General features: G+C 66.0%; 21 protein-coding genes and 2 pseudogenes. 12 read left to right on the top strand and 11 right to left on the bottom strand.

The window, feature by feature from the left end; genetic code table 11:
* Positions 1 to 65 precede the first annotated feature (65 nt).
* Together C8J36_RS18140 and C8J36_RS18135 are read left to right on the top strand one after the other, a co-directional pair.
* Positions 66 to 1,532, top strand: a complete 1,467-nt coding sequence (locus C8J36_RS18140) for an FGGY-family carbohydrate kinase (protein WP_132536791.1) — start codon at positions 66 to 68, stop codon at positions 1,530 to 1,532.
* A gap of 21 nt (positions 1,533 to 1,553) precedes the next feature.
* Entirely contained in the window at positions 1,554 to 2,507 is a 954-nt protein-coding gene (locus C8J36_RS18135) for a sugar-binding transcriptional regulator (protein WP_062597166.1), read from the top strand.
* Positions 2,508 to 2,523: 16 nt separating this feature from the next.
* Here the strand turns inward: C8J36_RS18135 and C8J36_RS18130 are convergent, their stop codons facing one another.
* The gene (locus C8J36_RS18130; protein ID WP_132536790.1) at positions 2,524 to 4,542 is read right to left on the bottom strand and encodes an EAL domain-containing protein; all 2,019 of its coding nucleotides are present in this window, start codon (positions 4,540 to 4,542) and stop codon (positions 2,524 to 2,526) included.
* Between the two features lie 322 nt (positions 4,543 to 4,864).
* Here C8J36_RS18130 and C8J36_RS18125 point away from each other — a divergent pair.
* Positions 4,865 to 5,107, top strand: a pseudogene (locus C8J36_RS18125) (WGR domain-containing protein); the annotation flags it as partial.
* 209 nt (positions 5,108 to 5,316) lie between these two features.
* On the opposite strand, the gene C8J36_RS18120 reads toward C8J36_RS18125, so the two are convergent.
* On the bottom strand, positions 5,317 to 5,619 hold the full coding sequence (locus tag C8J36_RS18120) for a hypothetical protein (protein ID WP_132536788.1): 303 nt from the start codon (positions 5,617 to 5,619) through the stop codon (positions 5,317 to 5,319).
* A gap of 52 nt (positions 5,620 to 5,671) precedes the next feature.
* Here C8J36_RS18120 and repA point away from each other — a divergent pair, with 52 nt between their 5' ends.
* The 3 genes from repA (at position 5,672) to repC (ending at position 9,797) form a co-directional block, all read left to right on the top strand.
* The gene (gene repA / locus C8J36_RS18115) at positions 5,672 to 6,943 is read left to right on the top strand and encodes a plasmid partitioning protein RepA (RefSeq protein ID WP_132536787.1); all 1,272 of its coding nucleotides are present in this window, start codon (positions 5,672 to 5,674) and stop codon (positions 6,941 to 6,943) included.
* A gap of 86 nt (positions 6,944 to 7,029) precedes the next feature.
* Positions 7,030 to 8,202, top strand: a complete 1,173-nt coding sequence (repB, locus tag C8J36_RS18110; protein ID WP_132536786.1) for a plasmid partitioning protein RepB — start codon at positions 7,030 to 7,032, stop codon at positions 8,200 to 8,202.
* 383 nt (positions 8,203 to 8,585) lie between these two features.
* A complete protein-coding gene (repC, locus tag C8J36_RS18105) occupies positions 8,586 to 9,797 on the top strand; it encodes a plasmid replication protein RepC (RefSeq protein ID WP_132536785.1) in 1,212 nt (403 codons plus the stop codon).
* A 236-nt stretch (positions 9,798 to 10,033) separates the two neighbouring features.
* Here repC and C8J36_RS18100 read toward each other — a convergent pair whose 3' ends face one another.
* From C8J36_RS18100 to C8J36_RS18080, 5 genes and pseudogenes are all read right to left on the bottom strand, one after another.
* Positions 10,034 to 10,771 (bottom strand): ABC transporter ATP-binding protein, encoded by a 738-nt coding sequence (locus C8J36_RS18100; RefSeq protein WP_062597285.1) that lies wholly within the window; start codon positions 10,769 to 10,771, stop codon positions 10,034 to 10,036.
* Between the two features lie 119 nt (positions 10,772 to 10,890).
* Positions 10,891 to 11,892: an ABC transporter substrate-binding protein gene (locus C8J36_RS18095; RefSeq protein WP_132536783.1), complete on the bottom strand. Its 1,002-nt coding sequence runs from the start codon at positions 11,890 to 11,892 to the stop codon at positions 10,891 to 10,893.
* An 81-nt stretch (positions 11,893 to 11,973) separates the two neighbouring features.
* Positions 11,974 to 12,987: an ABC transporter permease gene (locus C8J36_RS18090; RefSeq protein ID WP_245506616.1), complete on the bottom strand. Its 1,014-nt coding sequence runs from the start codon at positions 12,985 to 12,987 to the stop codon at positions 11,974 to 11,976.
* Between the two features lie 100 nt (positions 12,988 to 13,087).
* On the bottom strand, positions 13,088 to 14,434 hold the full coding sequence (locus tag C8J36_RS18085; protein ID WP_132536782.1) for an LLM class flavin-dependent oxidoreductase: 1,347 nt from the start codon (positions 14,432 to 14,434) through the stop codon (positions 13,088 to 13,090).
* Positions 14,435 to 14,636: 202 nt separating this feature from the next.
* Positions 14,637 to 15,877, bottom strand: a pseudogene (locus C8J36_RS18080) (argininosuccinate synthase).
* 127 nt (positions 15,878 to 16,004) lie between these two features.
* Here C8J36_RS18080 and C8J36_RS18075 point away from each other — a divergent pair.
* Positions 16,005 to 16,481, top strand: a complete 477-nt coding sequence (locus tag C8J36_RS18075) for an Lrp/AsnC family transcriptional regulator (RefSeq protein WP_132536781.1) — start codon at positions 16,005 to 16,007, stop codon at positions 16,479 to 16,481.
* Between the two features lie 247 nt (positions 16,482 to 16,728).
* On the top strand, positions 16,729 to 17,484 hold the full coding sequence (locus C8J36_RS18070; protein WP_132536780.1) for a metallophosphoesterase: 756 nt from the start codon (positions 16,729 to 16,731) through the stop codon (positions 17,482 to 17,484).
* A gap of 31 nt (positions 17,485 to 17,515) precedes the next feature.
* Here the strand turns inward: C8J36_RS18070 and C8J36_RS18065 are convergent, their stop codons facing one another.
* On the bottom strand, positions 17,516 to 18,280 hold the full coding sequence (locus tag C8J36_RS18065; RefSeq protein WP_132536779.1) for an SDR family oxidoreductase: 765 nt from the start codon (positions 18,278 to 18,280) through the stop codon (positions 17,516 to 17,518).
* Between the two features lie 121 nt (positions 18,281 to 18,401).
* On the opposite strand from C8J36_RS18065, the gene C8J36_RS18060 reads away from it, so the two are divergent.
* From C8J36_RS18060 to vapC, 4 genes are all read left to right on the top strand, one after another.
* Positions 18,402 to 19,301 (top strand): LysR family transcriptional regulator, encoded by a 900-nt coding sequence (locus C8J36_RS18060; protein ID WP_132536778.1) that lies wholly within the window; start codon positions 18,402 to 18,404, stop codon positions 19,299 to 19,301.
* 149 nt (positions 19,302 to 19,450) lie between these two features.
* Entirely contained in the window at positions 19,451 to 20,119 is a 669-nt protein-coding gene (locus tag C8J36_RS18055; protein ID WP_132536777.1) for a dienelactone hydrolase family protein, read from the top strand.
* Between the two features lie 108 nt (positions 20,120 to 20,227).
* Positions 20,228 to 20,458, top strand: coding sequence for a type II toxin-antitoxin system VapB family antitoxin (gene vapB, locus C8J36_RS18050; RefSeq protein WP_132536776.1), 231 nt, complete (start codon positions 20,228 to 20,230; stop codon positions 20,456 to 20,458).
* A complete protein-coding gene (gene vapC, locus C8J36_RS18045; RefSeq protein WP_132536775.1) occupies positions 20,458 to 20,859 on the top strand; it encodes a tRNA(fMet)-specific endonuclease VapC in 402 nt (133 codons plus the stop codon). The genes vapB and vapC overlap by 1 nt, the downstream gene beginning before the upstream one ends.
* A gap of 152 nt (positions 20,860 to 21,011) precedes the next feature.
* On the opposite strand, the gene C8J36_RS18040 is transcribed toward vapC, so the two are convergent.
* The 3 genes from C8J36_RS18040 to C8J36_RS18030 all read right to left on the bottom strand — a co-directional run bounded on the left by C8J36_RS18040 (position 21,012) and on the right by C8J36_RS18030 (position 25,143).
* The gene (locus tag C8J36_RS18040) at positions 21,012 to 21,812 is read right to left on the bottom strand and encodes a GNAT family N-acetyltransferase (protein WP_245506615.1); all 801 of its coding nucleotides are present in this window, start codon (positions 21,810 to 21,812) and stop codon (positions 21,012 to 21,014) included.
* 218 nt (positions 21,813 to 22,030) lie between these two features.
* Positions 22,031 to 23,068, bottom strand: coding sequence for a 2-dehydropantoate 2-reductase N-terminal domain-containing protein (locus C8J36_RS18035; protein WP_132536773.1), 1,038 nt, complete (start codon positions 23,066 to 23,068; stop codon positions 22,031 to 22,033).
* A gap of 26 nt (positions 23,069 to 23,094) precedes the next feature.
* Complete coding sequence (locus C8J36_RS18030) at positions 23,095 to 25,143, bottom strand: bifunctional aldolase/short-chain dehydrogenase (protein WP_132536772.1); 2,049 nt, start codon at positions 25,141 to 25,143, stop codon at positions 23,095 to 23,097.
* Positions 25,144 to 25,230 lie beyond the last annotated feature (87 nt).

The raw sequence follows: 25,230 nt of genomic DNA, 5'->3' as shown, positions 1-25,230 counted from the left end.
TCATCGCCGCCCCCGGCTTTTTCGTGGAATATCCCCCTGTTCGACAGGGGGCAAGGAGAGACGACATGCAGGCGATACTGGCGATCGACCAGGGCACCACCAATTCCAAGGCCGTGCTCGTGTCGCTGACCGGCGCGGTTCTGGCCCGGGGTTCCGCCCCCGTCGGCATCAGCTACCCCACGCCCGGCTGGGTCGAGCAGGATCCGGCCCGTCTCTGGGCCTCGGTCTGCGAGGCGATCGCCGCCTGCCTGAAGGCCGCACCCGACGCGACGGTCGAGGCCATCGCCATTTCCAACCAGCGCGAATCGGTCACCGTCTGGGACGCGGCAACGGGCGAACCGCTCGGCCCCGTTCTCAGCTGGCAGTGCCGCCGCACCGCGCCCGATTGCGAGCGACTGACCCGCGAGGGCCATCTCGACCGCGTTCAGGAGATCACCGGCCTGCCACTCGACCCGATGTTTCCCGGCGCGAAATTCCGCTGGCTGCTGGACCGCGTGCCCAAAGGCCGCCGCGTGCGGGCCGGCACCATCGACAGCTGGCTGATCCATTGCCTGACCGGCGGGCGCGAACACGCCTGCGATGCGTCGAACGCGGCCCGCAGCCAGCTGTTCGATCTGAAGGCGCAGGTCTGGAGCACCGAACTCTGCGACATTTTCGGCGTCGATCCCGCCGTCCTGCCGGAGGTGCGCGACAGTGCCGCCGATTTCGGCATCACCTCCGGCGTCCCCGGCATTGCCGACGGCACGCCGATCCGCGCGGCCATTGGCGACAGCCACGCCGCCCTCTTCAGCCATCGCGCCTTCCGGCCGGGCGACGGAAAGGTCACCTTCGGCACGGGTTCGTCCATCATGACGACGCTTGCCCATTACATCGCGCCGCGCAACGGCATTACCACCACGGTCGCCTGGCGGATCGCGGGCCGGCCGACCTTCGCCTTCGAGGGCAATATCCTCGTCTCCGCCGCCAGCCTGCCCTGGATGACCGAGATTCTCGGCCTGCCCGACGTCGCGGCCCTGGTCGATCTCGCGTCCACCGCCGCGCCCGGCGGTCCCGGCTTCGTGCCGGCCTTCGTCGGATTGGGCGCGCCCTATTGGGATTCCACGGCGCGGGCCCTGTTTTCGCAGATCAATTTCAACACCAGCCGGGCACAGATGGCCCGCGCGGTCACCGATTCCATCGCCTTCCAGGTGCATGACGTCGTCTCCGCCATGAAGGCCCAGAGCGGCGGCGAGATCGGCGCGCTCTCGGTCGATGGCGGCCCGAGCCAGAACCGGTTTCTCATGCAATGCGTCGCCGATACGCTGCGCCACACGGTCATCCAGTGCGAAGCGCCGGAGGCCTCGGCACTGGGTGCGGCCTATCTCGCCGGGCTTTCGCTCGGCATCTTCGCCGATCTCGACGCCATTTCCGCCCTCCCCCGGCAGACCACGACAATCGCGCCGGGTGCCGATGAGACAGCCGAGCGGCTGAAAACATGGAATGACGCACTCGCCCGCTCGACGCTTGACCCGGCAGCCGCTAAGAGTGAATAAAAATTCACGACGGGAACGCCCATGGGACGCCTCAACGAACTCCGTCTGATTTCTCGGGTCGCCCAGATGTATCACATCGAGCGGCGCCGGCAGGCGGAGATCGCGGACCATCTGCGGCTGTCGCAGGCGACCGTGTCGCGCATGCTGAAGCGGGCGGAGACCGAGGGCATCGTGCGCACCAGCGTCATTCCCCCGGTCGGCACCTATGGCGATCTGGAAGCCGCACTGCGCGAGCGCTACGACCTGCCGGAAGCCGTAGTGGTCGAATGCACCGAGGATCGCGACGGCGCCATCATGGCCCGGATCGGCGAGGCCGCCGCCCATCTCCTTGAAATTACGCTCGCGCCGGGCGAAACGATCGGCGTTTCCAGCTGGAGCCAGACCATCTTCCGCATGGTCGAGAACATCCATCCGCTGAAGAGCGCGCGCGCCAAATTCGTCGTGCAGACGCTGGGCGGCATGGGCGATCCCTCGGTGCAGACCCATGCGACGCAGCTGACGACGCGGCTTGCGGGCCTGACCGGCGCCGAACCCAAGCTTCTGCCGGTGCAGGGCGTGACCTCCTCGCGCGAGGCGAAACTTCTGATGATGGCGGACCCGTTCGTGCGCGAGACGGTCGATCTCTTCGGCAGCATCACGCTCGCCATCGTCGGCATCGGCGCGGTCGAACCGTCCGAGCTTCTGGCGCGCTCCGGCAACATCTTTTCGGCGCGCGAACTGGCCGATCTCGCCGAAGCGGGCGCGGTCGGCGATATCTCGCTGCGGTTTTTCGATATCGACGGCAAGGCGGTCAAGACGCCGCTCGACGACCGGGTCATCGGCCTGCCGCTCGAGGATCTCGCCAAGGTCGACCGGGTGATCGCGCTGGCCGGCGGCGCCAAGAAGGCGGTGGCGATCGCCGGCGCGCTGAAGGTCGGCATCATCGACATCCTCGTTACCGACAAGTTCACGGCGCAGCGGCTGCTGGAGCTGTAGGTCTCCCCTCCCCGTCTCAGGAGGCGAGCATCACCTCGGGCGCGGCGGCAAGCGGCGCGTCGGCGGCGGCAAGCGCGAGCGCCTTGTCGGCGGACAGCGGCCGCGACAGGAAATAGCCCTGCGCCAGGGGGCCGCCCAGCGCCTTGACGGTCTCGTATTCCGCCCGCGTCTCGATGCCCTCGATCACGCAGCCGATATCGAGATCCGCGCACATCCGCAGCATCGACTTGACGATCTTCTTGCCGGTCGAATTGCCGTCGATGCCGTTGACGAAGCTGCGGTCGATCTTCAGCTTGTCGAGCGGCATTTCGTGGAGATGGGTGAGGCTGGAATAGCCTGTGCCGAAATCGTCGAGCGCAATGCCGACGCCGGCCGCCTTGAACATCAAGGCCACGGTGCGCGCCTGGCTCATATCGGCGAGAATCGCCGTCTCGGTGATCTCGAATTCGACGCGCTGCGGCGCCACGCCGCTGGCGAGCACGATGTTCAGCAGCCTCAGCGCCTGCTCGCCGGAGGAGACGTCCCGTGCCGACAGATTGAAGGACAGGCGGATCCCGGCCGGCCAGGTCAGCGCGTCCTCAAGGGCGCGGCGCAGCAGCAGCCGGGTCAGCGGATTGATGAAGCCGGACCGTTCGGCCGCCGGAATGAACTCGGCGGGCGAGACATGACCGAGCGTCGGGCTGTACCAGCGGGCCAGGGCCTCGAAGGCGACGAGCCGGCCGGAGGCCATGTCCACGATCGGCTGATAGACGAGCGAGACCTCGTCCTCGTAATTGTGCTTGCCGAAGGCGCGCTCGATGGTCAGGAGGCGGGCGAAGGCCTCGCCATGTTCTTTCGAGAACACCACGACCTCGCCGCGCCCCTGGCGCTTGCTTTCGTACAGCGCGTGATCGGCGCGCTCATAGACGCTGGCGACCGTGGCGTCGGTCGGAGACAGCGCGGCAATGCCGATCGAGGCCGAGAGTTCGATGCGGGCGTCCGCGATCAGAAACGGCTCCGCCAGCGCCGCGCAGACCGCGGTGCCGATATCGACCGCCGCCGCGAGCCCGCCCTGCCGCGTGATATAGCCGAACTCGTCGCCGCCGAGGCGGGCGAAGAAGGTCTGATTCGCGGGCCTGTCCTCGCCCTCCGGTCCCCAGCCGCCCAGCCGCAGCAGGCGGTCCGCGACCTGGATGAGCAGATCGTCGCCCGTTCCGTGCCCGAAAATATCGTTGACCGGCTTGAACCCGTCGAGATCGATCAGGCCGACGCAGATCGCGTGCCGGTCGAGGCTGTCAGGATGGTGCCCCACCTGATGGCCCGCGTGATGATCGGCCTGATGGTCGGATTCCAGCTCGGCAAAGAAACGGCGCCGGTTGGGCATGGATGTCAGGCTGTCCTGGTTCGCCAGCAGCTTGTTTTCCTCGTTCAGCGCCAGAAGCGTGCGCTTGGAGGAGATCAGCGCCAGAAAATCCCGGTACTGGACCGAGAGAACGGCGATCATCGCGGCGGACACGAGGACGAGATCGACCGCCATGGCGATAAACACCAGGTTTCCGGTCATGCCGAAATAGGCGGCGAAAGCGAGGCTGACGATGACCGTGACCGCAAGGGCGGCCGACAGGAGATGCGACAGGCAGAAGATACAGCCGATGACCGTGATGCCCATATAGAAGGCGACATGGCTGCGATGCAGCATCTCGCCATAGGGCGCAAGACAGAGCCCCCAGGCGGCAAAGGCGGCGGCGAGCACCCAGGAGAGCGCATTGGCCTTGCGCAAAGCCCGGAGCGCATCGAGGTCGGCCGTCGGCCGCAGGCCCTCGATCCACCAGTAGAGGATGCGCACCGCACAGACGAGAGTGAGGAAGGCCGGGATATAGATCGTCAGAAAGGCCGGCGCGATCGCGATATGGGTCGCGGCGAGGCCCCAGCTGTTGACGAGCAGGATGAAATACATGAGCGGGATCTGCTTGGAGAAGGCCGCATATTGCGCCTTCACCAGGTCCGGATCGTCTCCCTGAACGCCGAATATCGAAAAGAGTGCGCGTACCGCCATACCATGTCCAAATGCGCTTTTTGGAACCTCATGTCCCCCGTCGCGAAGACCGACATCACCCCCGCCGGCCGATGATGCCCGTATTGCATTAAGATGACGCAACCGATCGACCTTAACGGCCGGTAAAGCCCGGTCGCGCCGACGGGGGCGGCGGCGGCGGATCGCCCGGACCTCGGCCCCCTTGCGGCGCACGGGCTCGACACAGGCACGACGGCAAGCGACGCGCATTGCGCCTGTTCGATCACCGTCGTGAATCGAACGCGCCGGATCGATTCAAAAGTCTCGTTGGACCGGGCCGCCATCGCGCGCGAGCATGGCCCCCATGAAAACCTCCCGTTACCACCTGCATCTCGAGCGCTGCGACCCCGCGCGCAACATGGCCCGCTTCTATGCGCTCTCGCTCGAACCGTCGCTGTTCGGAGAGATCGTGCTGGTGCGCCGCTGGGGACGGATCGGCGCCTCCGGCCGCTCGCGCCTCGACGTCTATGCGGACGAGACGACCGCGATCCGCGCGATGCTGGCGCTGCTCCGGCAGAAGCGGGCCCGCGGCTATGCTGTGGGACAGTGGGGCCGTGGGACAGTGGGGCGGTGGGACAGCGGGGCGGTCGGGCAGAGCGCTGGAACGCTGCCGGCCAAGAAAGTTGACAGCTGTCAACTTTTCGATCGACCGCCCCGACCCTCCCGATGAAAGTTGACAGCTGTCAACTTTCATCCTGCTCGCCGGCCGAGGCCTGCAGAGAGCGGGGAGAAAAACACCGAAAACGGCGTGTCTTTTCAAGGAACGGCATGCCCGTTTTTCCCCGCTGCCGCACCCTGCGCCATGCTGAGCGTGCCGACCATCCCGGTCGACGGACAACAGCGCATTGGGAAGGGACGGTGATCAAAAGACTCCCCATCAGAAATCGCTTGACGCGACTCGGACGCGGCCTCAGCTTCTAACGCCTGAGGGCGGATATCGAGGCCGTCGGCGTAACGGGCTTCCTCCTCTGTATATAAGGCGGCCCGACGTATACAGTGAGGATCGAGAATCGCTTCACCACGATTCTCGATCCTTATCGAACGCAGATCATCGATCATCCGCCGGTCCTGCCCAACCTGCAAGACGGCCGACAGCGAGGAAAGACACGACATGGCCCAACCGGCCCCCACGACCCGCAGCGGCCCGAAAGACGAGGCGCCCTCGCCCTCGGCGGATCTGACGATCGCGGCAGATGCGAGCGCGCTGTCGGAACAGCTCAAAGCCATGCGCGAACGGCTGTTTCCTCCGACCTCGACGAAGACCCTGCGATCGTTTTCCTCCGGCGAGGCGGCCAAGCTCATCGGCGTGTCCGACGGCTATCTGCGCCAGCTCTCGCTGGCCGGCGAGGGGCCGCAGCCCGAAACCGGGGCGGGCGGGCGCCGCTTCTACTCCCTGGCCGATATCAATGCGCTGCGGGTGCATCTCTCCGATCAGGCCATGGCCAAGGGCAATGTCGCCAAGGCGCGCGCCTATCTGCCGCGGCGGGATGCCGAGGCCGGCGAGCGGCTGCAGGTCATCTCGGTCACCAATTTCAAGGGCGGCTCCGGCAAGACGACCTCGGCCGTGCATCTCGCGCAATATCTGGCGCTGACCGGCCACCGGGTGCTCGCCATCGATCTCGATCCGCAGGCCTCGCTCTCGGCGCTGTTCGGCTACCAGCCCGAGCTCGATCTCACCGGCAACGACACGCTCTATGGCGCGATCCGCTACGATGCGGAACAGCGGCCCTTGTCCGATGTCATCCGCCAGTCCTATTTTCCCGGGCTCGATCTCGTGCCCGGCAATATCGAGCTGCAGGAATTCGAGCATGTGACGCCGCAGGCGCTGGCCGACCGGCAGTCGGGCCGGGACGGGGGCACGGACACCGGACCTTTGTTCTTTGCCCGCATCCAGGCGGTGCTCGGCACGGTGGAGGCGGATTACGACGTCGTCGTCATCGATTGCCCGCCGCAGCTCGGCTATCTCACGCTTTCCGCGCTCTGCGCCTCCACCTCCGTCATCGTCACCGTGCACCCGCAGATGCTGGACATCGCCTCGATGAACCAGTTCCTGTTCATGACCGCCGATCTTCTCTCGGTGGTGCGCGATGCCGGCGGCACGCTGAATTTCGACTTCCTGCGCTATCTCGTCACCCGCTTCGAGCCGAATGACGGACCGCAGGCGCAGATCGTCGGCTTCATGCGCTCTTTGTTCGGCGAGCGCGTGCTGACGGCGCCGATGGTGAAATCTACCGCCGTCTCGGATGCGGGCCTCACCAAACAGACGCTCTACGAAGTGGGGCGCGAGAATTTTACCCGCGCGACCTACGACCGCGCGGTGGAATCGATGAATGCCGTCAACAGCGAGATCGAAACGCTGGTGCATGCGGTGTGGAACCGCTGATGGCGACGGATAATGCGATCGAGCCCACACGGACGGCCGGCACTGCGGTCGGGACGGCGGGCCGGGGCTTGGAAAGGACGGGACGGATGGCGGCGAACCGCAAGAGCGAACTGAAGGCCTTGTTTGGCGGCGGGCTCGGCCCGTCCGATGCGGCACGGGCGGCGGAGGCGCAGAAGGCGTCTCCCGAAGGTGCGGCGCCCGAGCGGAAATCGGCCGATCCGACCGGCGACGGTCTGCCCCCGGCCACACAGGGCGAGGGCGCACGGGGCGAGGGCGCACCGGCCCTGCCGCAGACGCGCAGCGCATCGGGCGCCGTCAAGGCCATGGGCCTGTCGCTGAACGCGATCACCCGCGAGGCGGAGGAGGCGCGCGTGCTGCGCCAGGCGCTGTCGGAGGGCGAGCGCGTCGTCACCGTCGACGCCACCCGCATCGAGGCCTCCTTCGTCGAGGACCGGCTGATGATCGAAGGCGTGATCGACCCCGATTTCGAAGCGCTGGTCCAGAGCATGCGCGAGACCGGCCAGCAGGTGCCGGTGCTGCTGCGGCCGCATCCCGACAAGCCGGGTTTCTACCAGACCGCCTATGGCCACCGCCGCATTCGCGCCGCAACCCGTCTGCGCCGTCCGGTCAAGGCGATCATTCGCACGCTCACCGACGACGAACTGGTTCTGGCGCAGGGCAAGGAGAATGCCGAGCGCCGCAACCTCTCCTTCATCGAGCGGGCGCTGTTTGCGAGAAACCTCGCCGAACGCGGCTTCGACCGCCGGATGATCGGCGATGCGCTGGCCGTGCAGAAGAGCGAGCTGTCGCGCCTGATGCAGGTGATCGAGAGCGTGCCCAACAATTTCGTCCGCTTCATCGGCCCGGCGCCGAAGGTCGGCCGCGAACGCTGGATGAAGCTCGGCGAGATCCTGTCGAAGGAAGCCCGGCAGGTACAGGGCATGGACGTGGTCTATTCCCCGAAATTCAAGGCGGCCGACAGCGACCGGCGCTTCCAGATCCTGTTTTCCCATCTGGATTCGCTGAGCCGGCCCGAAAAGGTCAAGCACGGGGCAGGGGGCGCACGGCAGATCCAGGCGGATGCCGACCGCACGCTGACAGATGCGCGCGGCCGGATATTTGCCCGGCTCAAGGTGGAGGGCGGCGCGACCCGGATCGAGTTTGCGGACGGCACGCCCACAGCCTTCATCGAGGCGGCGACAGCACTTCTCGTCGAGGCGCACGAGACATTCCAGCGTGACGAGACCGGCGAGAGCTGAGCCCGGCGCGCGCGCACCCGTTGCCGCCCTTGTCCTCGAAAAGGACCGGGCGGCGGCAAGGCCCGGGACATCGACCCGGGCTTGAGCGGATCTGAACCAGAAAAGGACGACCAAGAGAGCAAGAAAAAAGGCCCCCAAAACGTCACCGTCATGGAAGCCCTCTTCAATCTAAGCAGTTCAAGAGAATCACTTCCGACCAGCAAAGTCAAGAGTCAGCGGCAGAAATGCCGATCGGCGGAGCCATGACCGGGGAGACCCGGTTTCGCGGCAAAACCTTCTGACCTCAAGGACACCTGTGCCTGAACGCCTTGATAACAAGGCTTTCAGCGAAGGGAGACGTGTGCCGTGCCGGGGGAGGCTTGCCTCCCAACGGAGATGGAGAGATGGAGATTTTTGCAACGACGCCGTTCGGCGGCGCACGGCTTACTGCGCGCAATGTGGCACTGCGCGCCGATCTCGAACGGAGACGGGCGCGGCTTCCCGCAGGTGACGACGGCCCTCAAGCGGCGCAGGTGGAGAAATACCGCATCATCCGGGCGCTCAGCGAAGCCCGGCCGGTCTGGGGCCTGTCGGACCGCACGATTGCGGTGCTGGAGGCCTTAGCAAGCTTCCACCAGGATCGCCATCTCGACGGCCGCGCGCCGATCATCGTCTTCCCCTCCAATGCGGAACTGTCGCTGCGGGCCCGCGGCATGTCGCCGGCGACGCTCCGCCGGCATCTCGCCAGCCTGGTCGAGGCCGGGCTGATCCTGCGTCGCGATAGCGCCAACGGCAAGCGCTACTGCCGCCGCGACGACCGCGGCACGGTGGAGAGCGCCTTCGGCTTCGATCTGGCGCCGCTCGCGCTCAGGGCCGAGGAGATCCTCTCAAGCGCCGCTGTGGTGCGCGACACCGCCCGCCGCATCGCACGGCTGCGCACCGAGATCTCCCTGCATCTGCGCGATATCGCCAAGATCATCGATGCCGCCGCCACGGAGGGCTTTGCGACGCTGGACGCCACCCTCTGGCAGGATGGTCTCGAGCGCCTGCGCGGGCTGTCCGGCCGCGTCCTGCGCAACGGTACCGAGGCGCATCTCTCCGCCCGCCGCGCCGCCCTTGTCGCCTTGCGCGCCGAGGTGGAAGCCGGCTACCTCGCTGCGGTTTCGCACGAGAAAATGAGCGCCAATGACACCCAATTTGAGCCCCACATTCAGAGTTCAGACTCAGAAAACTCTTTTGATAGAGGCCAGGACAGAATCGAAACAGCAGCCGAAACCGAAAACGCCATCGCACCCGAACGCAAATCCACCGGCATTGCGCTCCACGATTTCCTGAAACTCTGCCCTGATATCGCCGATTACGCGCGGCGCGGCGTCTCCGGCTGGCCAGACGTGATCGGCGCGGCATCGGTCGTGCGCACCATGCTCGGCATCAGCCCAAGTGCCTGGTTTGCCGCACAAAAAGCCATGGGCGAGATCGGCGCAGCCATCGTGATGGCCGGGATTCTGCAGCGAAGCACCGCGATCCGGTCGCCCGGCGGCTATCTGCGCGACCTCACCGCACGCGCCGAGGACGGCCGGTTCTCGATCGGGCCGATGCTGAAGGCGCTCGGATGAGGACGGGCGGGGCAAAGCGGGGCGTGGAAACGGTGAGCCGGATAACGATAGGGCCGTCGCTCAGCCGCTTGACGGCCGTCGCGCCGACAAAAAGCGAGAGGACAAGGCGGGCGGATCGGGATCGGCGTCGGCTGCTGAGGACAGCGAAAAGCCCCGTGGTGTCACTGTCACGGGGCCTTGAGGATTTCGAGGCGGCAGGCGATGCGGTCGGGATTTGGTGGGCAGAAAACCGCGCCTCAGTGCAGGCCGAAGGCGTTCAACAGCTGCTCGCGCAGTTTGACGAAGCGGGGTTCGCTGCGGCTGCGGGGGCGGGGCAGATCGACGACGATCTCGCGGGTGCTCTCGCCCTTCTCACGCGGCAGGATCAGCACGCGGTCGGCGAGGAAGACGGCCTCTTCGAGATCGTGGGTGACGAGGATCATCGTCACGTTTTCCTCGCGCCAGATGCGGGAAAGCTCCTCCTGCAGGGTGATCTTGGTCATCGCGTCGAGCGCGCCGAAGGGCTCGTCGAGGAGCAGGATCTCGGGCTTCACCGCCAGCGCCCGGGCGATGCCGACGCGCTGGGCCATGCCGCCGGAGAGCTGGGCCGGCAGCGCATCGGCGAAATCGGCCAGGCCGACGAGATCCACGTAATGGCGGGCGCGCTGCCGGGCTTCGGCTTTCGTCGCGCCGCGGTTTTCGAGCGGGAAGGCGATATTGTCGAGCACGGTCAGCCAGGGCAGGAGGCGGGGCTCCTGGAAGACCACGGCCCGATCCGTTCCGACGCCCGCGACGCGCGTGCCGTCGATCAGCACCGCGCCCTGATCCGCCGTTTCCAGCCCGGCGATGACCCGGAGAAGCGTGGTCTTGCCGGAGCCGGACGCGCCGACGATGGACAGCACCTCGCCGGCCTCGACATGATGGCTGACGCGATCGAGCACGGGAAAGGGCCGGCCGTTGATGGTGTAGGACTTGGACAGGTCGCGGATCGTCACCGCGCCACCCGCGGGCGGCTTGCCACCATGCCGCTCGGTTGGGTGCGTCTCGGTTGGGTGCGTCTTAGCCGAGGGTCGATCTACCGTTTCCGGTTCTGCGAGGGCCATGATGTCGTTCCTCAGTTGGCGGCGGCAAAGGTGGCGGGATCGTAGAGAATGTCCTCGGCCTTCAGCTGGCCTTCGCGCAGCGAGCCGCCGCGGGTGAGGATGTCGATCCAGAACTGCAGGTCGCGGGGAATGGCCTTGCCGCCCTCGCGCACGCCATAGCCGGTAAAGTACTGGGCGATCTCGGGGTTTTCGTTGCGTGCGGTCAGCGCCGTCTTCAGGAGGGCGCGGGTTTCGTCCGGATGCAGGCGGGCATATTCCAGCGCGGCCTGGGATTTCTCCACGAAGATGCTGGCGGCATCGGGATGCGCCTTGATCCAGTCGCGGCGCAGCACGACGAAGCCGCCGGCGATCTCGCCGAGCACGTCGGTATCGCCGAACACCTTCTGCAGCGGGCCGTTCTTCAGCGCAGCCCCCTCGAAAGTCTTCTGCCAGTAGCCGAAGGCGGAGACATCGACCTGTTTCGAGCGCAGCACCTGTTCGAGCTGCGGGCCGGGCACGACCACGAGCTTGGCAGCATTTTCCGGCAGGCCGACGGAGTGCAGGGCCTCGCGCACGGTGTAGTCGAGATGGGCGCCGAGCGTGTTGACGGCGATGGTCTTGCCCTGGAGATCCTTGATCGAGGTGATCGGGCTGCCTTCCAGCGTGTAGAAGATGCTTTCCGTGCCCTTGTTGATGCCGTTCGAGGCGTAGGCGGCGACGAAATCATTGCCGCCGGCAATCGAGTTGAGCACGGCCGCCGTCGCGGCGCTGCCGAGCTCGACATCGCCCGAGGCGAGCGCGAACAGCGAGGCCGGGCCGCCCTGGGCATAGCCGACATTCTGGAAGGTGATGCCGGTATCCTTGAAATAGCCGAGCGCATCGGCCAGCTCATGGGCGGACAGGCTGCCCTGGCTCGCGAGATAGCGGATCGTGACCGGCTCGGAGGCGGCACGCGCGGTGCTGGCGGGCGCTGAGAGCGCCAGACCGGTGGCGAGGGCGGCAAGCTGGCCGAAGAGGCGGCGGGACATCTGCATGGGGGGCTCCGGAAGATCGGGGGAGGGGAGAGATGGGGCGAAGGGGGGAGGGGGGAGGGGGGGACGACGAGAGGATGGCGATCACGCCGGGAGGCGCGACCAGCGGCAGAGCCGGGCCTGCAGCGTCTCCAGCAGGAGATTGGCAAGCAGCCCGAGCAGCGCCAGCAAGAGGATGGCGGCGAACATCAGCGGGATCTGGAAATTGTACTGCGCGTTCATCACCTGGAAACCGATGCCGGAATTGGCGCCGATCATCTCGGCCGCGATCAGCAGGAGAAGCGCCGTCGTGGCACTGAGGCGCAGGCCGACGAAGATCTGCGGCAGGGAGGCCGGCAGCACGACGCGGCGGAACACGGTGAGCCGGCCGGCGCCGTAGACGCGGGCCATTTCCACGAGCTTCGCATCCACCTGCTTGACCCCGCCGATGGTGGCGAGAAGGATCGGAAACAGCGTCGCCCAGAAGATGACGAAGATCTTCGAGGTCTCGCCGAGCCCGAGCATGAGGATGAAGACCGGGTAGAGCGCCAGCGCCGAGGTCTGGCGGAAAAGCTGGAGGATCGGGCCGAGGCTGTGCTCGACGATGCGGATCTGGCCCATGAACAGGCCGAGCGGAATGCCGAGCCCGACGGCCGCCCCGAAGGCGATGCCGGAGCGCTGCAGGCTGATGGCGATGTCGTTGGCAAAGGTGCCGACCGTGACCCCCGTCCAGAGCGCCCGCACGATCGCGTCGAGCGGCGGCAGCACGGCCGGGTTGGACCAGCCGAGCGCCGGCGCCACCTGCCAGAGGACAGCAAAAGCCGCCAGCAGGCCGAACCGGGCAAAGAGCCGCCGAGCCAGCGCGCCGGCCCCTGCCAGCCGCGCGATTGCCGCGCGATCCGGCGACGATGACGATGACGGCGATGACCCTGGCGACGACTGGGAAGGCTCCGTCTTTCCAACATCCGCCACGCCGGGCGCGCGCAGCAACGCCCCTTGCCCTGATCCTGATATGGGCCCTGATACGGGTGCTGGCCTTTGCCGGGCGTGCGGACGGTGCCACAGGCCGACGCCGGCATGGCGCGGCAGGATCACGGGCTGCGGGGTCTCGAGCGTCATGGGGGCATCCTGTTGCAAAGAGGGAGAGCGAGCGATCGAAGGGCCGAGGCAAAAGCCGGACGACCGTCCAGGCAAAAGTTAAAGGTCAGCGTCGCCGGGTCTATTCGGCGGCCGCAGCGTAAGGTTGGCGCCAGCGCGTGTGCGGATAGGGCAGGCCGAGATTGTCGCGCAGCGTGCGGCCTTCATAGGCCGTGCGGAACAGGCCGCGGCGCTGCAGCTCGGGAATGACGAGATCGACGAAATCGTTCAGCCCGGTCGGCAGCCAGGGCGGCAGGATGTTGAAGCCGTCGGCCCCCTCGTTCTCGAACCAGTCCTGCAGCGTATCGGCGATCTCGACGGCCGAGCCGACCAAAGTGAAATGGCCGCGGGCCGAAGCGATCCACTGATAGAGCTGGCGGATGGAAAAGCTGTTCTCGTCGGCGATCTGGCGGATCAGCGCCTGCCGGCTCTTCATGCCTTCGGTCGGGGCGACGGGCGGCAGGGGGCCATCGAGATCGAGGCCGCGAAGGTCGAGTTCGCCGCCGGTCAGCGCCTTGATGAGGGCGAGCCCGTCCTCCTCGACGATCAGGCCGGTGAGCTTTTCGTATTTCTCCTGCGCCTCGGCGCGCGTGCGGCCGATGAAGGGCGAGACGCCCGGCATGACCAGGACATGCGCCGGATCGCGGCCGAGGCCTGTCGCCCGCGTCTTGATATCGCGGTAGAAGTCCTGCGCGGTTTCGAGCTTCTGGTGGGCGGTGAAGATCACCTCCGCGGTGGAGGCGGCGAGATCGCGCCCGTCTTCGGACTGGCCGGCCTGCACGATGACCGGATGGCCCTGCGCCGAGCGGAGCACGTTGAGCGGGCCTTCGACCTTGAAATGCTCGCCCTGGTGATCGATCCGGTGAACCTTGTCGACATCGAAATAGACGCCGCGGTCGCGATCGCGGACGAAGGCGTCGTCCTCGAAGCTTTCCCACAGCGCCTTGACCACCGCCACATGCTCGGCCGCGCGGCGATAGCGCGCCGCATGCGGCAGCTGCCGGTCGCGGTTGAAGTTGCGCGCCGCCGCTTCCGTTGCCGTGGTCACCACGTTCCAGCCGGCACGGCCGCCCGAAATCAGGTCGAGCGAGGCGAACTTGCGGGCCAGCGCATAGGGCTCCTCATAGGTGGTGGAGGCCGTGGCGATGAAGCCGATATGCGTGGTGAACGGGGCGATCGCCGAAAACAGCGTCACCGGTTCGAAGCCGACGACCCGCGCATTGCCGCCCTCGACCCCGCCGCCGAAGGCGACCGCCAGACCGTCCGCCAGGAAATAGGCATCGAACAGGCCGCGCTCGGCCGTCTGCGCCAGCTCGATATGAAATTTCAGATTGGTCGCGCCGTCGAGCGGCTGATCGGGATGCCGCCAGGCCGCAATATGCTGCCCGCCGCCGGGAAGAAAGGCTCCAAGTTTGATCTGCCGTGCCATGACATGCCCCTTCAGGTTCCAATGCCGCGCCGCACCCGGCCGCAATGGGGCAATTATCAAAGTTCGTCTACAGAGTTTATAGAGTAATTTTTTCGAAGAATGGACGCTGGGCGAACGGAAATTTCAGGAGAGGCGCGTGCGGTAGAACGGGGGCGGGGGGAAGATCTCTCCCGCCCGACGGCGCGGTGGGGGGAGGAATGGCCTAGGGAACGTGGCATCCGGCCGGCCGCGCTTTACTGTTGCGGGCAGCCCAGCTCTTCAGGCGTAGCCCGTTGAGCTTGATGAAGCCTTCCGCATCATGATGATCGTAGGTGCCGGAACCCTCTTCGAAGGTAACGAGATCCATCGAATAGAGCGAGTTTGCCGAGTTGCGAGCGATCACATTTGCTGAACCTTTGTAAAGCCTGAGCGTGACCTCGCCGCTGACATGGATCTGGCTCTGATCGATCAAAGCCTGCAGCATCTCCCGCTCCGGAGAAAACCAGAAGCCATTATAGATCAGCGCGGCATAGCGCGGCATGATGTCGTCCTTCAGATGAGCGGCAGCGCGATCGAGCGTGATCGATTCGATCCCGCGATGTGCCTCGAGCAAGATCGTGCCGCCGGGTGTCTCGTAGACGCCACGGGATTTCATGCCGACGAACCGGTTTTCAACCAGATCGACCCTGCCGATCCCGTGCTTTCCGCCCAACCTGTTGAGTTCTGTCAGAAGTGCAGCCGGCGTCAGCGCGATGCCATTCACCGAAACGGCATCCCCTTTCTCAAAACCGATGACGACGGTCTCTGGTTGGTCCGGCGCATTCAGGGGATCGACTGTTCGCTGATAGACATCGTCAGGTGCCGTCGCTGAGGGGTCCTCCAGGATTTTTCCTTCCGTGGAGGTATGCAGGAGGTTCGCATCGATCGAGAGGGCGCTTCTCCGCGCTTGTCCTTCGGAATCGCAATTCCGTGCTGTTCGGCATACGCGATCAACTGCGTGCGGGATTGAATAGTCCACTGCCGCCAGGGGGCGATGATTTCGATCGACGGATCGAGCGCATTGGCCGCCAATTCGAAGCGCACCTGATCATTGCCCTTGCCGGTGGCGCCATGAGCGATGGCGTCGGCGCCAACCTCTCTCGCGATGCGGACAAGATGTTTGGCGATCAGCGGCCGTGCAATGGAGGAACCCAGGAGATAGCGACCCTCGTAGAGCGTATTGGCGCGAAACATCGGAAAAACGAAGTCACGAACGAACTCCTCACGAACATCGATAATCCGAATGTCCTTGACGCCAAGCCGCTCGGCCTTTTCGCGGACGGGCTCCAGCTCCTCGCCTTGGCCCAGATCCGCCGTGAACGTGACCACGTCGCAACGATACGTCTCCTGCAGCCACTTCAGAATGATGGAGGTGTCCAGCCCTCCCGAGTAGGACAGCACGATCTTCCCTATCTTTCTCGTCATCATCTTCGCCTCCCTGTTGAACGTGCAAAACGATAGATCAAAGCCCGCGCAATGAGATCGCAAAGAATTCATTGATTTGAAGAACTTTGGCATATTATGCTGAGAATGTTTCTGATGGAGCTATATCGTGTCATTCCGACTCGACGAGATCGACCGCCGTATTCTGAAGGTACTCCAGCGGGACGGCCGCATGTCCAATATCGACCTGGCGAGGGAAGTGGGCCTCTCGCCTTCGCCATGCTTGCGCCGTGTCCGGCTTTTGGAAGAAGCGGGGATCATTGATCGCTACGTCGCGGTTCTCGATCCGGCGAAAGTGGGCGCCGGCCTGACGGTGTTTGCCCGCGTCTGGTTCAAAACGCAGGATGCACAGGTCACGCTTCAATTTGCGGAAGCCATCAGACGCCTACCGGAAGTCATGGAATGCTACCTGACCACCGGAGAGTGCGACGCTATCCTGCGCATCGTGACCGCCGACCTCCACAGCTATTGGCGTTTCCAGGCGGATCACCTGACCCGTATTGCAAGCGTCCTGAACGTCAAAACGGATGTTCCGATGGAAACGATCAAGCGGAGTTTCGAATTGCCGTTGGCAATATCGTCCTGATCACGTGACTCTGGCGCGTCGCTGCTCGATATCCCTCCAGACCGGCCGGACTGCTTCCGCCCGAGACGATCCGCAACCGCATCGCGTTCGCGAAATATCGCGGTCCGGCGTTCGGGTTTCGGTGGCGCGGCGGGGGAGGGATAGCTTATAGAGCGGGCATCCGGGCATCCGGGCATCCGGGCATCCGGGCATCCGGACGGCGCGGGGCGGGGCGGCGCCCTAAACACGTCCGCAGGGAACGACAGCGATGACGACAGAGAAGCTACCGCGCGAGATCTATGCGATCGCCGACATTCACGGACGCGCCGATCTGCTCGACGCGCTGCTCGGCTTCATCGCGCAGGATGCCGCCCGGCAAGGGTCGCGCCCCGTCCTCGTCTTCCTCGGCGATCTCATCGATCGCGGGCCGGAAAGTCCGCGGGTGCTCGATCAGGTCTCGGCGGCGCTCGATCTCTATCCGGGCTCGCGGCTGATCCTCGGCAATCACGATTATTATCTGCGCGAGCTTTTGCGCGGCACGCTGGCACCGGAGGATGCGGTCAACTGGCTGGATTGGGGCGGCGTCGCCACGCTCAGCGCCTATTCGAACCGGCCGGTGCCGGATCTCGACAATATCGCTTCCGAGATCCGCGCCGCCCATCCGCATCATGTCACGCTCCTGGAAACGGCGCTGACCTACAAGGAGATCGGCCGCTTCTGCTTCGTCCATGCCGGCATCCGGCCGGGCGTCGCGCTGCTGCTGCAGACCGAATACGACCTGCGCTGGATCCGGGCCGGCTTCCTCGATCACACCGACGTCTTCGACCATGTGGTGCTGCACGGCCACACGATCACGGCCTCGCTGCGGCCGGAAATTCACGCCAACCGCATCGCGCTCGACACCGGCGCCTACCGCACCGGCCGCCTGACCGCCGCCGTGATCCGCGACGACGCCCTGTCGCACTTCGTCTCGACCGAGGTGGACGGGACGGGCGCCATCCATGTCGGCGAATGGCGCCCGTGAGGGGATGCGGGGTTTCGCGTCAACGCGCGGCTCAGGTCCGCGTGATCGAGACGCCGCCATCGACCAGCATGGCGGTGCCGCTGACGAAGCTCGAATCCTCTGAGGCGAGGTAGAGGACGGATCGGGCCAGTTCCTCGGGCGTCGCCACGCGCTTCAGGGCGTGAAGCTGGGTCACGAAGGCCACTTTCTCGGGCGTGTTGTTCATTTCGCGGTACATGTCGGTATCGACCGCGCCGGGCAGCACGGCGTTGACGCGGACGTTCTTCGGTCCGAATTCCGCAGCCAGCACCTGGGTGAGGCCGATCAGGCCCGACTTGCTGGCGGCATAGGCGGCAACGCCGGGAAAGGCGAAGCTGTATCCGACGAAGGTCGAGGTGAAGATCACCGAGCCGCCGCCGTTGCGCTCCATCTGGGCGATCTGGTGCTTGGCCGCAAGGAAAGAGGCGGTCAGGTTGATCGTCAGCGCCTCGGCAAAGCCCGCTTCCGAAACGCCGGGGCTCGGCCCCGCTTCGCCCATGATGCCGGCATTGTTGAAGGCGACGTCGAGCCGGCCATAATGCTCGACGGCGGTGGCGACGAGCGCCCGGTGATAGTCTTCCGAGCGGACATCGCCGGCAAGCGCGATGGCGGTTCCGCCGTCGGCGGCGATCTCCGCGACCAAGCGGTCGAGTTCGGCCTGGCGGCGGGCGCCGACGACGACCTTCGCACCCTCGGCGGCAAAGAGCTTGGCCGTCGCGCGGCCGATGCCGGCGCTGGCACCGGTGACGATGGCGACTTTTTCTTCCAGACGGGGCATTTTTGATCTCCAGGATGGCGTTGGGCCGAAGTTGGCGTCCAAAGCGTAAGCGGAAGATGGCATTTCCGCCGCGTTCGGATTAGCCTCCGATCGGCGGAACTCGAATTCGGAAATGCCGAACGTGATCAGGGTCGAAGGCATAACGGCGTTTGTGACGGTGGTGGAATCCGGTTCCGTCAGCGAGGCGGCGCGCCGGCTGCGCCTGTCGAAATCGGTGGTCAGCGAAAGACTGGCCGAGCTCGAACGGTCGCTCGGCGGCATGCTGCTGCACCGCACGACGCGTAAGCTGACACTGACGGAGGACGGCCTTGCCTTTCTCGGTCGCGCCACCCGCATCCTGGAGGAGATCGAACGGGCCGCGGCCGAGATGAGCGAGCGGCGCGGCACGCTCTCCGGCCCCGTGCGGCTCGCCGCACCCGTCACCTTCGGGCGCATGCATCTCGGGCCGGCGCTCTATCCGTTTCTGGCGGCGCATCCCGGCATCGAGCTGGTGCTCGACCTGAACGACCGGCGCGTCGATGTCGCCTCCGACGGCTATGACGCGATCATCCGCCATCGGCCGATTGCAGACTCGCGTCTCGTCGTGTGGACGCTCAGCCGCAGCCGCCGATTGCTGGTCGCCTCCCCGGATTATCTGCTGCGCAACGGCGTGCCGACGACGCTCGCCGATCTCGATCGGCACAAGGCGATCTTCTATACCAACCGGGGCGTGGCCGACTGGCGGTTCGCCACCCCGGAGGGGCCGGCCGTGGTGCGCGCCCGGCAGGCCGTCGGCATGAACAATGGCGACATGATGCGCGACGCGGCCATTGCCGGGCTCGGCATCGCCCTCCTGCCGGTCTTCATCGTCGGGCCGTCGGTGCGCGAGGGGTTGCTCAGCGAGATCGTCATCGACCACGAGCCGGAGGTGGAATTCATCTATATGGCCCATCCGGAGGGGCGAAACCCCTCGGCCAAGCTGCGCGCGGTGGCCGATCACCTGCGCAAGACCTTCGGCGATCCGCCTTATTGGGACGGATGATCGCGGGCCTCGGGTTTTCGGCGGATCGCGCGCCGCGCGGAACCCCGGTCCCGGACATCGAGGCCTTGCGCTTCCGCCCGACCGCCCCACATGCTCGACACGCGCAGCGTTCCGCCGCGCGGCCACGCAACACGAAAGAAGGGTCTGACATGGGCCAGATGATCAAGCTGACGGCCGCCGATGGCGTGACGATCGGTGCCTACAAAGCCGAGCCTGACGGCGCGCCGCGCGGGGCGATCGTCCTGCTGCAGGAGATTTTCGGGGTGAACGCCCATATCCGGCGGGTCGCCGACCGGTTTGCGGGCGACGGCTATCTCGTCGTCGCCCCCGCTCTGTTCGATCGCGTCGAGCCCGATGTCGAACTCGGCTACGATGCCGAGGCCTTCCCGGCGGCCGTCGCGCTCGTCCAGCGGGTCGATCACGCCAAGACGCCGCTCGATGTCGCCGCGGCGGTGACGGCGGCGTCGGAGGGCGGCAAGGTGGCGGTCGTCGGCTATTGCTGGGGCGGGTCGCTCGCCTATGACGCGGCCTGCTCGGCCGCGGGCGTGACGGCTGCCGTCGGCTATTACGGCGGCAACATCGCCAAATCGCTCGACCGCACGCCGAAGGTGCCGCTGATCCTGCATTTCGGCGAGCATGACGATCATATCCCCCTGCGCGACGTGGACGCGATCCGCGCCGTCCTGCCGGATGTGCCGATCTACACCTATGATGCCGGTCACGGCTTCAATTGCGACGCGCGCGCCGCCTTCGACGAACCGAGCGCCGCCAAGGCGCTGGAGCGCACGCTCGCCTTCCTGTCGGAGACGGTGGGGTAGACGCCGCACGCTCTCAAGGTTGGCATATCCCATTGACATATCCCGTTTTGCAGGCTGGGATGGGATATGCCAGCCGTCTAGGGCGGCAGGGATCAGAGGACTTCGATCATGAAACAGGGCGTCGTCTTCCGGAGCAATCGAAGCCAGGCCATCCGCCTTCCGAAGGCGGTGGCGCTGCCGGACGATGTCAAGCGCGTCGATATCGTCGCGGTCGGGCGCACGCGGATCATCGCGCCGGCGGGCGAGGTCTGGGACAGCTGGTTCGACGGGCCGGAGGCGAGCGGGGATTTCATGGACGAGCGGAACCAGCCGGCCGACCAGGCGCGCGAAGCCTTCTGATGCTCCGCTACATGCTGGACACGAATATCTGCATCTATACCATCAAGAACCGGCCGCCCGCCGTGCGCGATGCGTTCAACCGCCACTCCGGTCAACTGTGCATCAGCGCGGTCAGCCTGATGGAACTGCTCTACGGGGCCGAGAAATCGGCAAGCCCGGCGGCCAATCTGCAGGTGGTCGAGGGCTTTGCCGCGCGGCTCGATGTGCTGCCCTACGATGAACTGGCGGCCGGCCACACGGGACAATTGCGCGCCGAACTCTCCCGGGCGGGGACGCCGATCGGCCCCTACGACCAGCTGATCGCCGGCCACGCCCGGTCGCGCGGCCTGACCCTCGTCACCAACAACCGCCGCGAATTCACCCGCGTCCCCGGCCTGCGGGTCGAGGACTGGACCGGGTAGGGGGTCGCACGTCGCCCGGCGTGGGTGGCGCCCGGCGACTCGCCCAGTTGACAGCTGTCAACTGGTGTTCAGACGACTCCAATGTGCGGGGGGAATGTCACGCTCGGTTCGCAAAGACACCGTCGTTTGTTCGCGGTTTTGCAGGCCTGCACCTAAATTGTCATATCAGACAGCATAAAAGCTTGCCCTTCTGGCGCAAACGGACCGCGCACCATATAGCCGTTGTCGACGGCTTCCTTCTCCTCGGGCTGCCAGGACAGGCGCTCCGGGGTCAGGTGAACCTCTGTCCTCAAGCCGGTAAAACCCAAGGCGCCAACGATCTGAGCGACCGAAGGAATACAGGCGGCCACAATATCGAGAATTGTCAGAGAAGATTCGTTTTGCTTGACGGCAACAACAGCGTTCAGTTTCTTCAGGTGGAACAGTTTTATCTCCGACGTCAGCTTGGCCTTCAACATAAACAGAGCAGGATGATCGCAGGCGGATGCCAAGAGCGATGTCGGTTCCCGATGAGCGAAGGCTTGGATAATCAGCGAGAGATCGTCGTCTCTCTCCAACGACAACTCGCGGCAACCTTCAGACAAAGTTCCAGCTGGTGTTTCAGAGCCGAAGCGAACTTCCTCGATCTGGCGGAAGCCGAAACGCCGGTACAGATCGGGTGTCCCCGTCGAGAGGATTATCAGATCTGCTCTCTGGTCGGCATAAGCCAAGGCTCGCCCGAACAAATCACGGAAGAGACCCCTGTTTCGCCAGTCTGGACGCGTCGCCACGGATTGAACGCCGAATGCCTTGACACGCCGACCGCAAAGCCAAAGCTGCCGCTCATACACGCTCACATTGGCAACCAGATGCTCGCCGCTCCACCAACCGAATGCGAGAACACTGGGATCATGACCAAGTCGATCCAGCGACGAGATCTCGATCCCGAAAATATCGCGGATCAGACTGCCCAATGCCCGACGTCCGTCGCCGGTGTGAGCATATGTCGATCTGAAACTGAGGTCTTGCATCGGGCCACGCCTCTCTCTCGAAGTCGCCGCACCTTATCAATCGAAGCCCGTCTGTCGAGGCCTGTTCGGACGTGGATTTTTGTTCAGTAGACCTCTCTCCCAGCCGGCTGTCTTTCCGCAATATCTGCCGACCGACAAGCAGGGCCACATTGATGTGTGCCTCAGGCGTGGAGCGTTGCGAAGTCGAAGTCGAAGCGGGTGTCGTTCAGGACGGCGGTGACGATGGCCTGGGCGAGGGGGAAGGCGAGGGGGAAGGCGGGGGTGGCGTTGGCGGCCGTTTCGAGCAAAGCGGCGACGACGCGGGCGGTGTCGATGCCCTCGACGGTCTCGTTGGCCAGTTCCTGCGTCACCACCTCTGCGACCGTGCGGTCGCGGCCGAGGCTGTGGCCGAGGCGGCTGTTGCGGCCGCCGCCGACGGTCACGTGGAGATCGCCGAGGCCGGCGAGGTCGAAGGCGGTCTGTCGCCTGCCGCCGATCAGCGCGCAGAGGGCGGCCATTTCCTGCACCGCCTGGGTGAAGGCGGCGGCCGTCGGGTTCTTCGACTGGCCGTCGGCCCGCAGCGTGTCGGGATAGCGGGTCTGCATGGCGCTGACGCCGATGGCAAAGAAGTTCTTGAGCGCCGCGCAGGCCTCCACCCCGGTCAGGTCGTCGCTGGCGGCAAGGCGGTAATAAGGCGTGCGGAAGAGGGCGGCCACCCGTTCCGCGTCGCGCATCTCGCGCGCCGCATAGACGCTGGAGGTCGGCAGGCGCAGCGCCAGCTCGCGCGCGATGCAGGGCCCGCCGATGCCGATGAAGGTGCCGAGCCGGGCGATGCGCGCCGGCACCGTCTCGGCGAAGGTGACGACGGCGTCGTCCCTGCGGTCGAGCCCCTTGGTCACGAAGGCGATGGTCGTCTGCCGGCGAAGCAGGCCGTTCAGCCGCTCCACGGCCCAGGCGATGCCGGGGCTGCTGACGCCGACGACGACGAGGTCGGCCCGGTCGGCCTCCGCCGCGGTCAGCGCGTCGTCGGCCAGCACGCGGACGGAGGTGGCAAGCGGCGCATCGAGCTTCGGATGCGTGCCCGCCGGTGCCTGCATCCGCGCGATCGTCGCCGCGTCGAGCGGCGTGCCGGCGAGAACGACATCGTGGCCGTTGTCGCTCGCGGGCACGGCAAGCGCCGTTCCCATGACGCCCGCGCCGAGGATCAGAATATGGGCCATGGACGGTCTCCTCTCCGGGACAAGGGTCAGCGCATCATGGCCGCGACGTTGCCGCCGTCGACCGTGAGGACCGCACCGCTCGAGGCGCGCGCCTTGGCAAGGTGGACGAAGGCGGCGGCGACGTCCGCGGCGGTCACCTCGCGGCGCACGAGATTTGCCGAGAGATAGGCCTCCGGCGTCACCCCGCGCGCCTTGCTGCGGGCCGCCACCATCTCGTCGGTCATCAGCCCGGTGCGGATGCGGTCGGCATTGACGGCATTGGAGGTGATGCCGGCGGCGCCGTGCTCCACCGCATATTGCCGCATCAGCGCCATCAGCGCCGCCTTCGAGGTGCCGTAGGGGCCGAAATCCGCGCCGGGGTTCACGGCCTGCTTGGAGACGTTGAAGACCAGGGCGCCGCCGGTTTTCTGCCGTTCCATCACCCGCACCACGGCCCGCGCCATATAGTGATGCCCCCAGAAATTAAGGTCGAACGCCTTGCGGAACGTGTCTTCCGACACGGTGAGCAGGCTGCCCTGGAAGGCGGCGCCGGCATTGGAAATGAGAATGTCGACCCCGCCGAAATGGGCGGCGACGGTGGCGACGGCGGCTTCCACGCCCTCGGGGTCGGTGACGTCGCAGACGACGGGCAAGGCGCCGAGGCGCTTGGCTTCGCGTGCCACGCGCTCCGGCGAGACGTCGAACAGCGCGATCTCCGCCCCTTCGGCCTTCAGCGCTTCGGCGACCGCAAGGCCGAGCCCGCTCGCGCCGCCGGTGACGATGGCGACCTGCCGGGTCAGTGGCTTTTCGACCGATTTGGCAAGCTTCACCTGTTCGAGCGACCAGTATTCGATATCGAAGAGATCGGCTTCCGACAGCGCCTCGAAGGCGTCGATGCCCTCGGCATTGGTGATGACGGCGATGGTCGCTTCGGCCACATCCGCGCCGACCCGGGCGTTCTTGGCGGCCGCACCGGCGGCAAAGAGGCCGACGCCCGCGACGTAGAACACCCGCGGCATCGGATCGAGCATGCGCTTGCCGCCGCCGACGCGGGCATTGTTGCGCTCGAAATAGGCGGTGTATGCCGCCTGGTAGGCCTTGATCGCGTCCGTCACCGTCGCAGCCCAGGCGTCGAGCTTTCCGGCCTCGGGCGCGGGCAGGGCCACGCCGAAGCGCTTGATGTGGATCACGTGTTCGGGCGTCGCGTTGCCCCGCGCCACCAGCGAGGACACCGTCTCGGCATTGCAGAAATCGAGGATCTTCCCGTTGGTGCGATGCTCCAGCACGAAGCGGCGGGGCGCGCCCTCCACATCGGTCGCAAGGGCGATCGCGCCGCGCAGGATCGGCGCGATCTCGGCGGCGGTGGCGATCTTCGGCGGCAGCGTCACACCGCGGAAGGGTTTTGGGCGGCCCTCGGCGATCCGCCGTTCCGCCGCGTCGATCTTGGCGATCATATCCTCGTAGCTCGTGCGCGGATCTTCCGACCAGGTGAAGATGCCATGCTTCAGCAGGATCATGCCGTCGCCGCCCGGATTGGCCTTGAAGGCGGCGTCGCAGGCCTTGGCGAGGTCGAAGCCGGGCATGACGTAGGGAACGATGATCGCATCGGGAAAGAGTTCGCGCACCAGCGCTTCGCCCTGCGGCTGGTTGGTCAGCGAGACGATGGCGTTGGCATGGGTGTGGTCGATATGCTTGAACGGCAGCAGGCCATGCAGGATCGCCTCGACCGACGGGTTCGGGGCGGCGGGGTCGAGCAGCAGCCGGCGCTGCAGCATGACCATGTCGTCGTCCGACAGCGTCTCGAAGGCGACCATGGCCTTCAGCGGATCGAGCCGCACGGCGGGCAGGCCCGGGGGCTCGATCGTGCCCATGTCCCAGCCGCTGCCCTTGACGCAGAGCACCGAGACCTCCGTGCCGTCCATCTCGGTGAAGACGGTCTTCACCGACGTGTTGCCGCCGCCATGCAGCACCAGTTCCGGGTCCTGCCCCAGAAGGCGTGTCGTATAGGTGCGGATGGCGAGGTCGCGGTTGATGCCCTTGGCGACATAGGCATCGACGACGGATGTGAAGTCGGAGTCCGACCAGCGGGATTTCATGATGACGGTCCTTTCTGTGCCGGCGCGATCGGGCGGCGGGGGATGCCAGAGGATGGAATGGGAGGGGAGGGCGCGGGCGCCGGCCGG

The organism is Rhizobium sp. PP-F2F-G48 (genome assembly GCF_004342335.1).
Lineage (GTDB): Bacteria > Pseudomonadota > Alphaproteobacteria > Rhizobiales > Rhizobiaceae > Ferranicluibacter.
Note: the sequence above shows the minus strand (reverse complement) of the source record. Positions and strands in the feature narration are given on the sequence as shown.

Bases quoted from the DNA above. Each gene is read 5' to 3' on its own strand.
- C8J36_RS18140 (WP_132536791.1), top strand. From the start codon at position 66: ATGCAGGCGATACTGGCGATCGACCAGGGCACCACCAATTCCAAGGCC.
- C8J36_RS18135 (WP_062597166.1), top strand. From the start codon at position 1,554: ATGGGACGCCTCAACGAACTCCGTCTGATTTCTCGGGTCGCCCAGATG.
- C8J36_RS18130 (WP_132536790.1), bottom strand. From the start codon at position 4,542: ATGGCGGTACGCGCACTCTTTTCGATATTCGGCGTTCAGGGAGACGAT.
- C8J36_RS18120 (WP_132536788.1), bottom strand. From the start codon at position 5,619: ATGATCGATGATCTGCGTTCGATAAGGATCGAGAATCGTGGTGAAGCG.
- repA (WP_132536787.1), top strand. From the start codon at position 5,672: ATGGCCCAACCGGCCCCCACGACCCGCAGCGGCCCGAAAGACGAGGCG.
- repB (WP_132536786.1), top strand. From the start codon at position 7,030: ATGGCGGCGAACCGCAAGAGCGAACTGAAGGCCTTGTTTGGCGGCGGG.
- repC (WP_132536785.1), top strand. From the start codon at position 8,586: ATGGAGATTTTTGCAACGACGCCGTTCGGCGGCGCACGGCTTACTGCG.
- C8J36_RS18095 (WP_132536783.1), bottom strand. From the start codon at position 11,892: ATGCAGATGTCCCGCCGCCTCTTCGGCCAGCTTGCCGCCCTCGCCACC.
- C8J36_RS18090 (WP_245506616.1), bottom strand. From the start codon at position 12,987: ATGACGCTCGAGACCCCGCAGCCCGTGATCCTGCCGCGCCATGCCGGC.
- C8J36_RS18085 (WP_132536782.1), bottom strand. From the start codon at position 14,434: ATGGCACGGCAGATCAAACTTGGAGCCTTTCTTCCCGGCGGCGGGCAG.
- C8J36_RS18070 (WP_132536780.1), top strand. From the start codon at position 16,729: ATGACGACAGAGAAGCTACCGCGCGAGATCTATGCGATCGCCGACATT.
- C8J36_RS18065 (WP_132536779.1), bottom strand. From the start codon at position 18,280: ATGCCCCGTCTGGAAGAAAAAGTCGCCATCGTCACCGGTGCCAGCGCC.
- C8J36_RS18055 (WP_132536777.1), top strand. From the start codon at position 19,451: ATGGGCCAGATGATCAAGCTGACGGCCGCCGATGGCGTGACGATCGGT.
- vapB (WP_132536776.1), top strand. From the start codon at position 20,228: ATGAAACAGGGCGTCGTCTTCCGGAGCAATCGAAGCCAGGCCATCCGC.
- vapC (WP_132536775.1), top strand. From the start codon at position 20,458: ATGCTCCGCTACATGCTGGACACGAATATCTGCATCTATACCATCAAG.
- C8J36_RS18035 (WP_132536773.1), bottom strand. From the start codon at position 23,068: ATGGCCCATATTCTGATCCTCGGCGCGGGCGTCATGGGAACGGCGCTT.
- C8J36_RS18030 (WP_132536772.1), bottom strand. From the start codon at position 25,143: ATGAAATCCCGCTGGTCGGACTCCGACTTCACATCCGTCGTCGATGCC.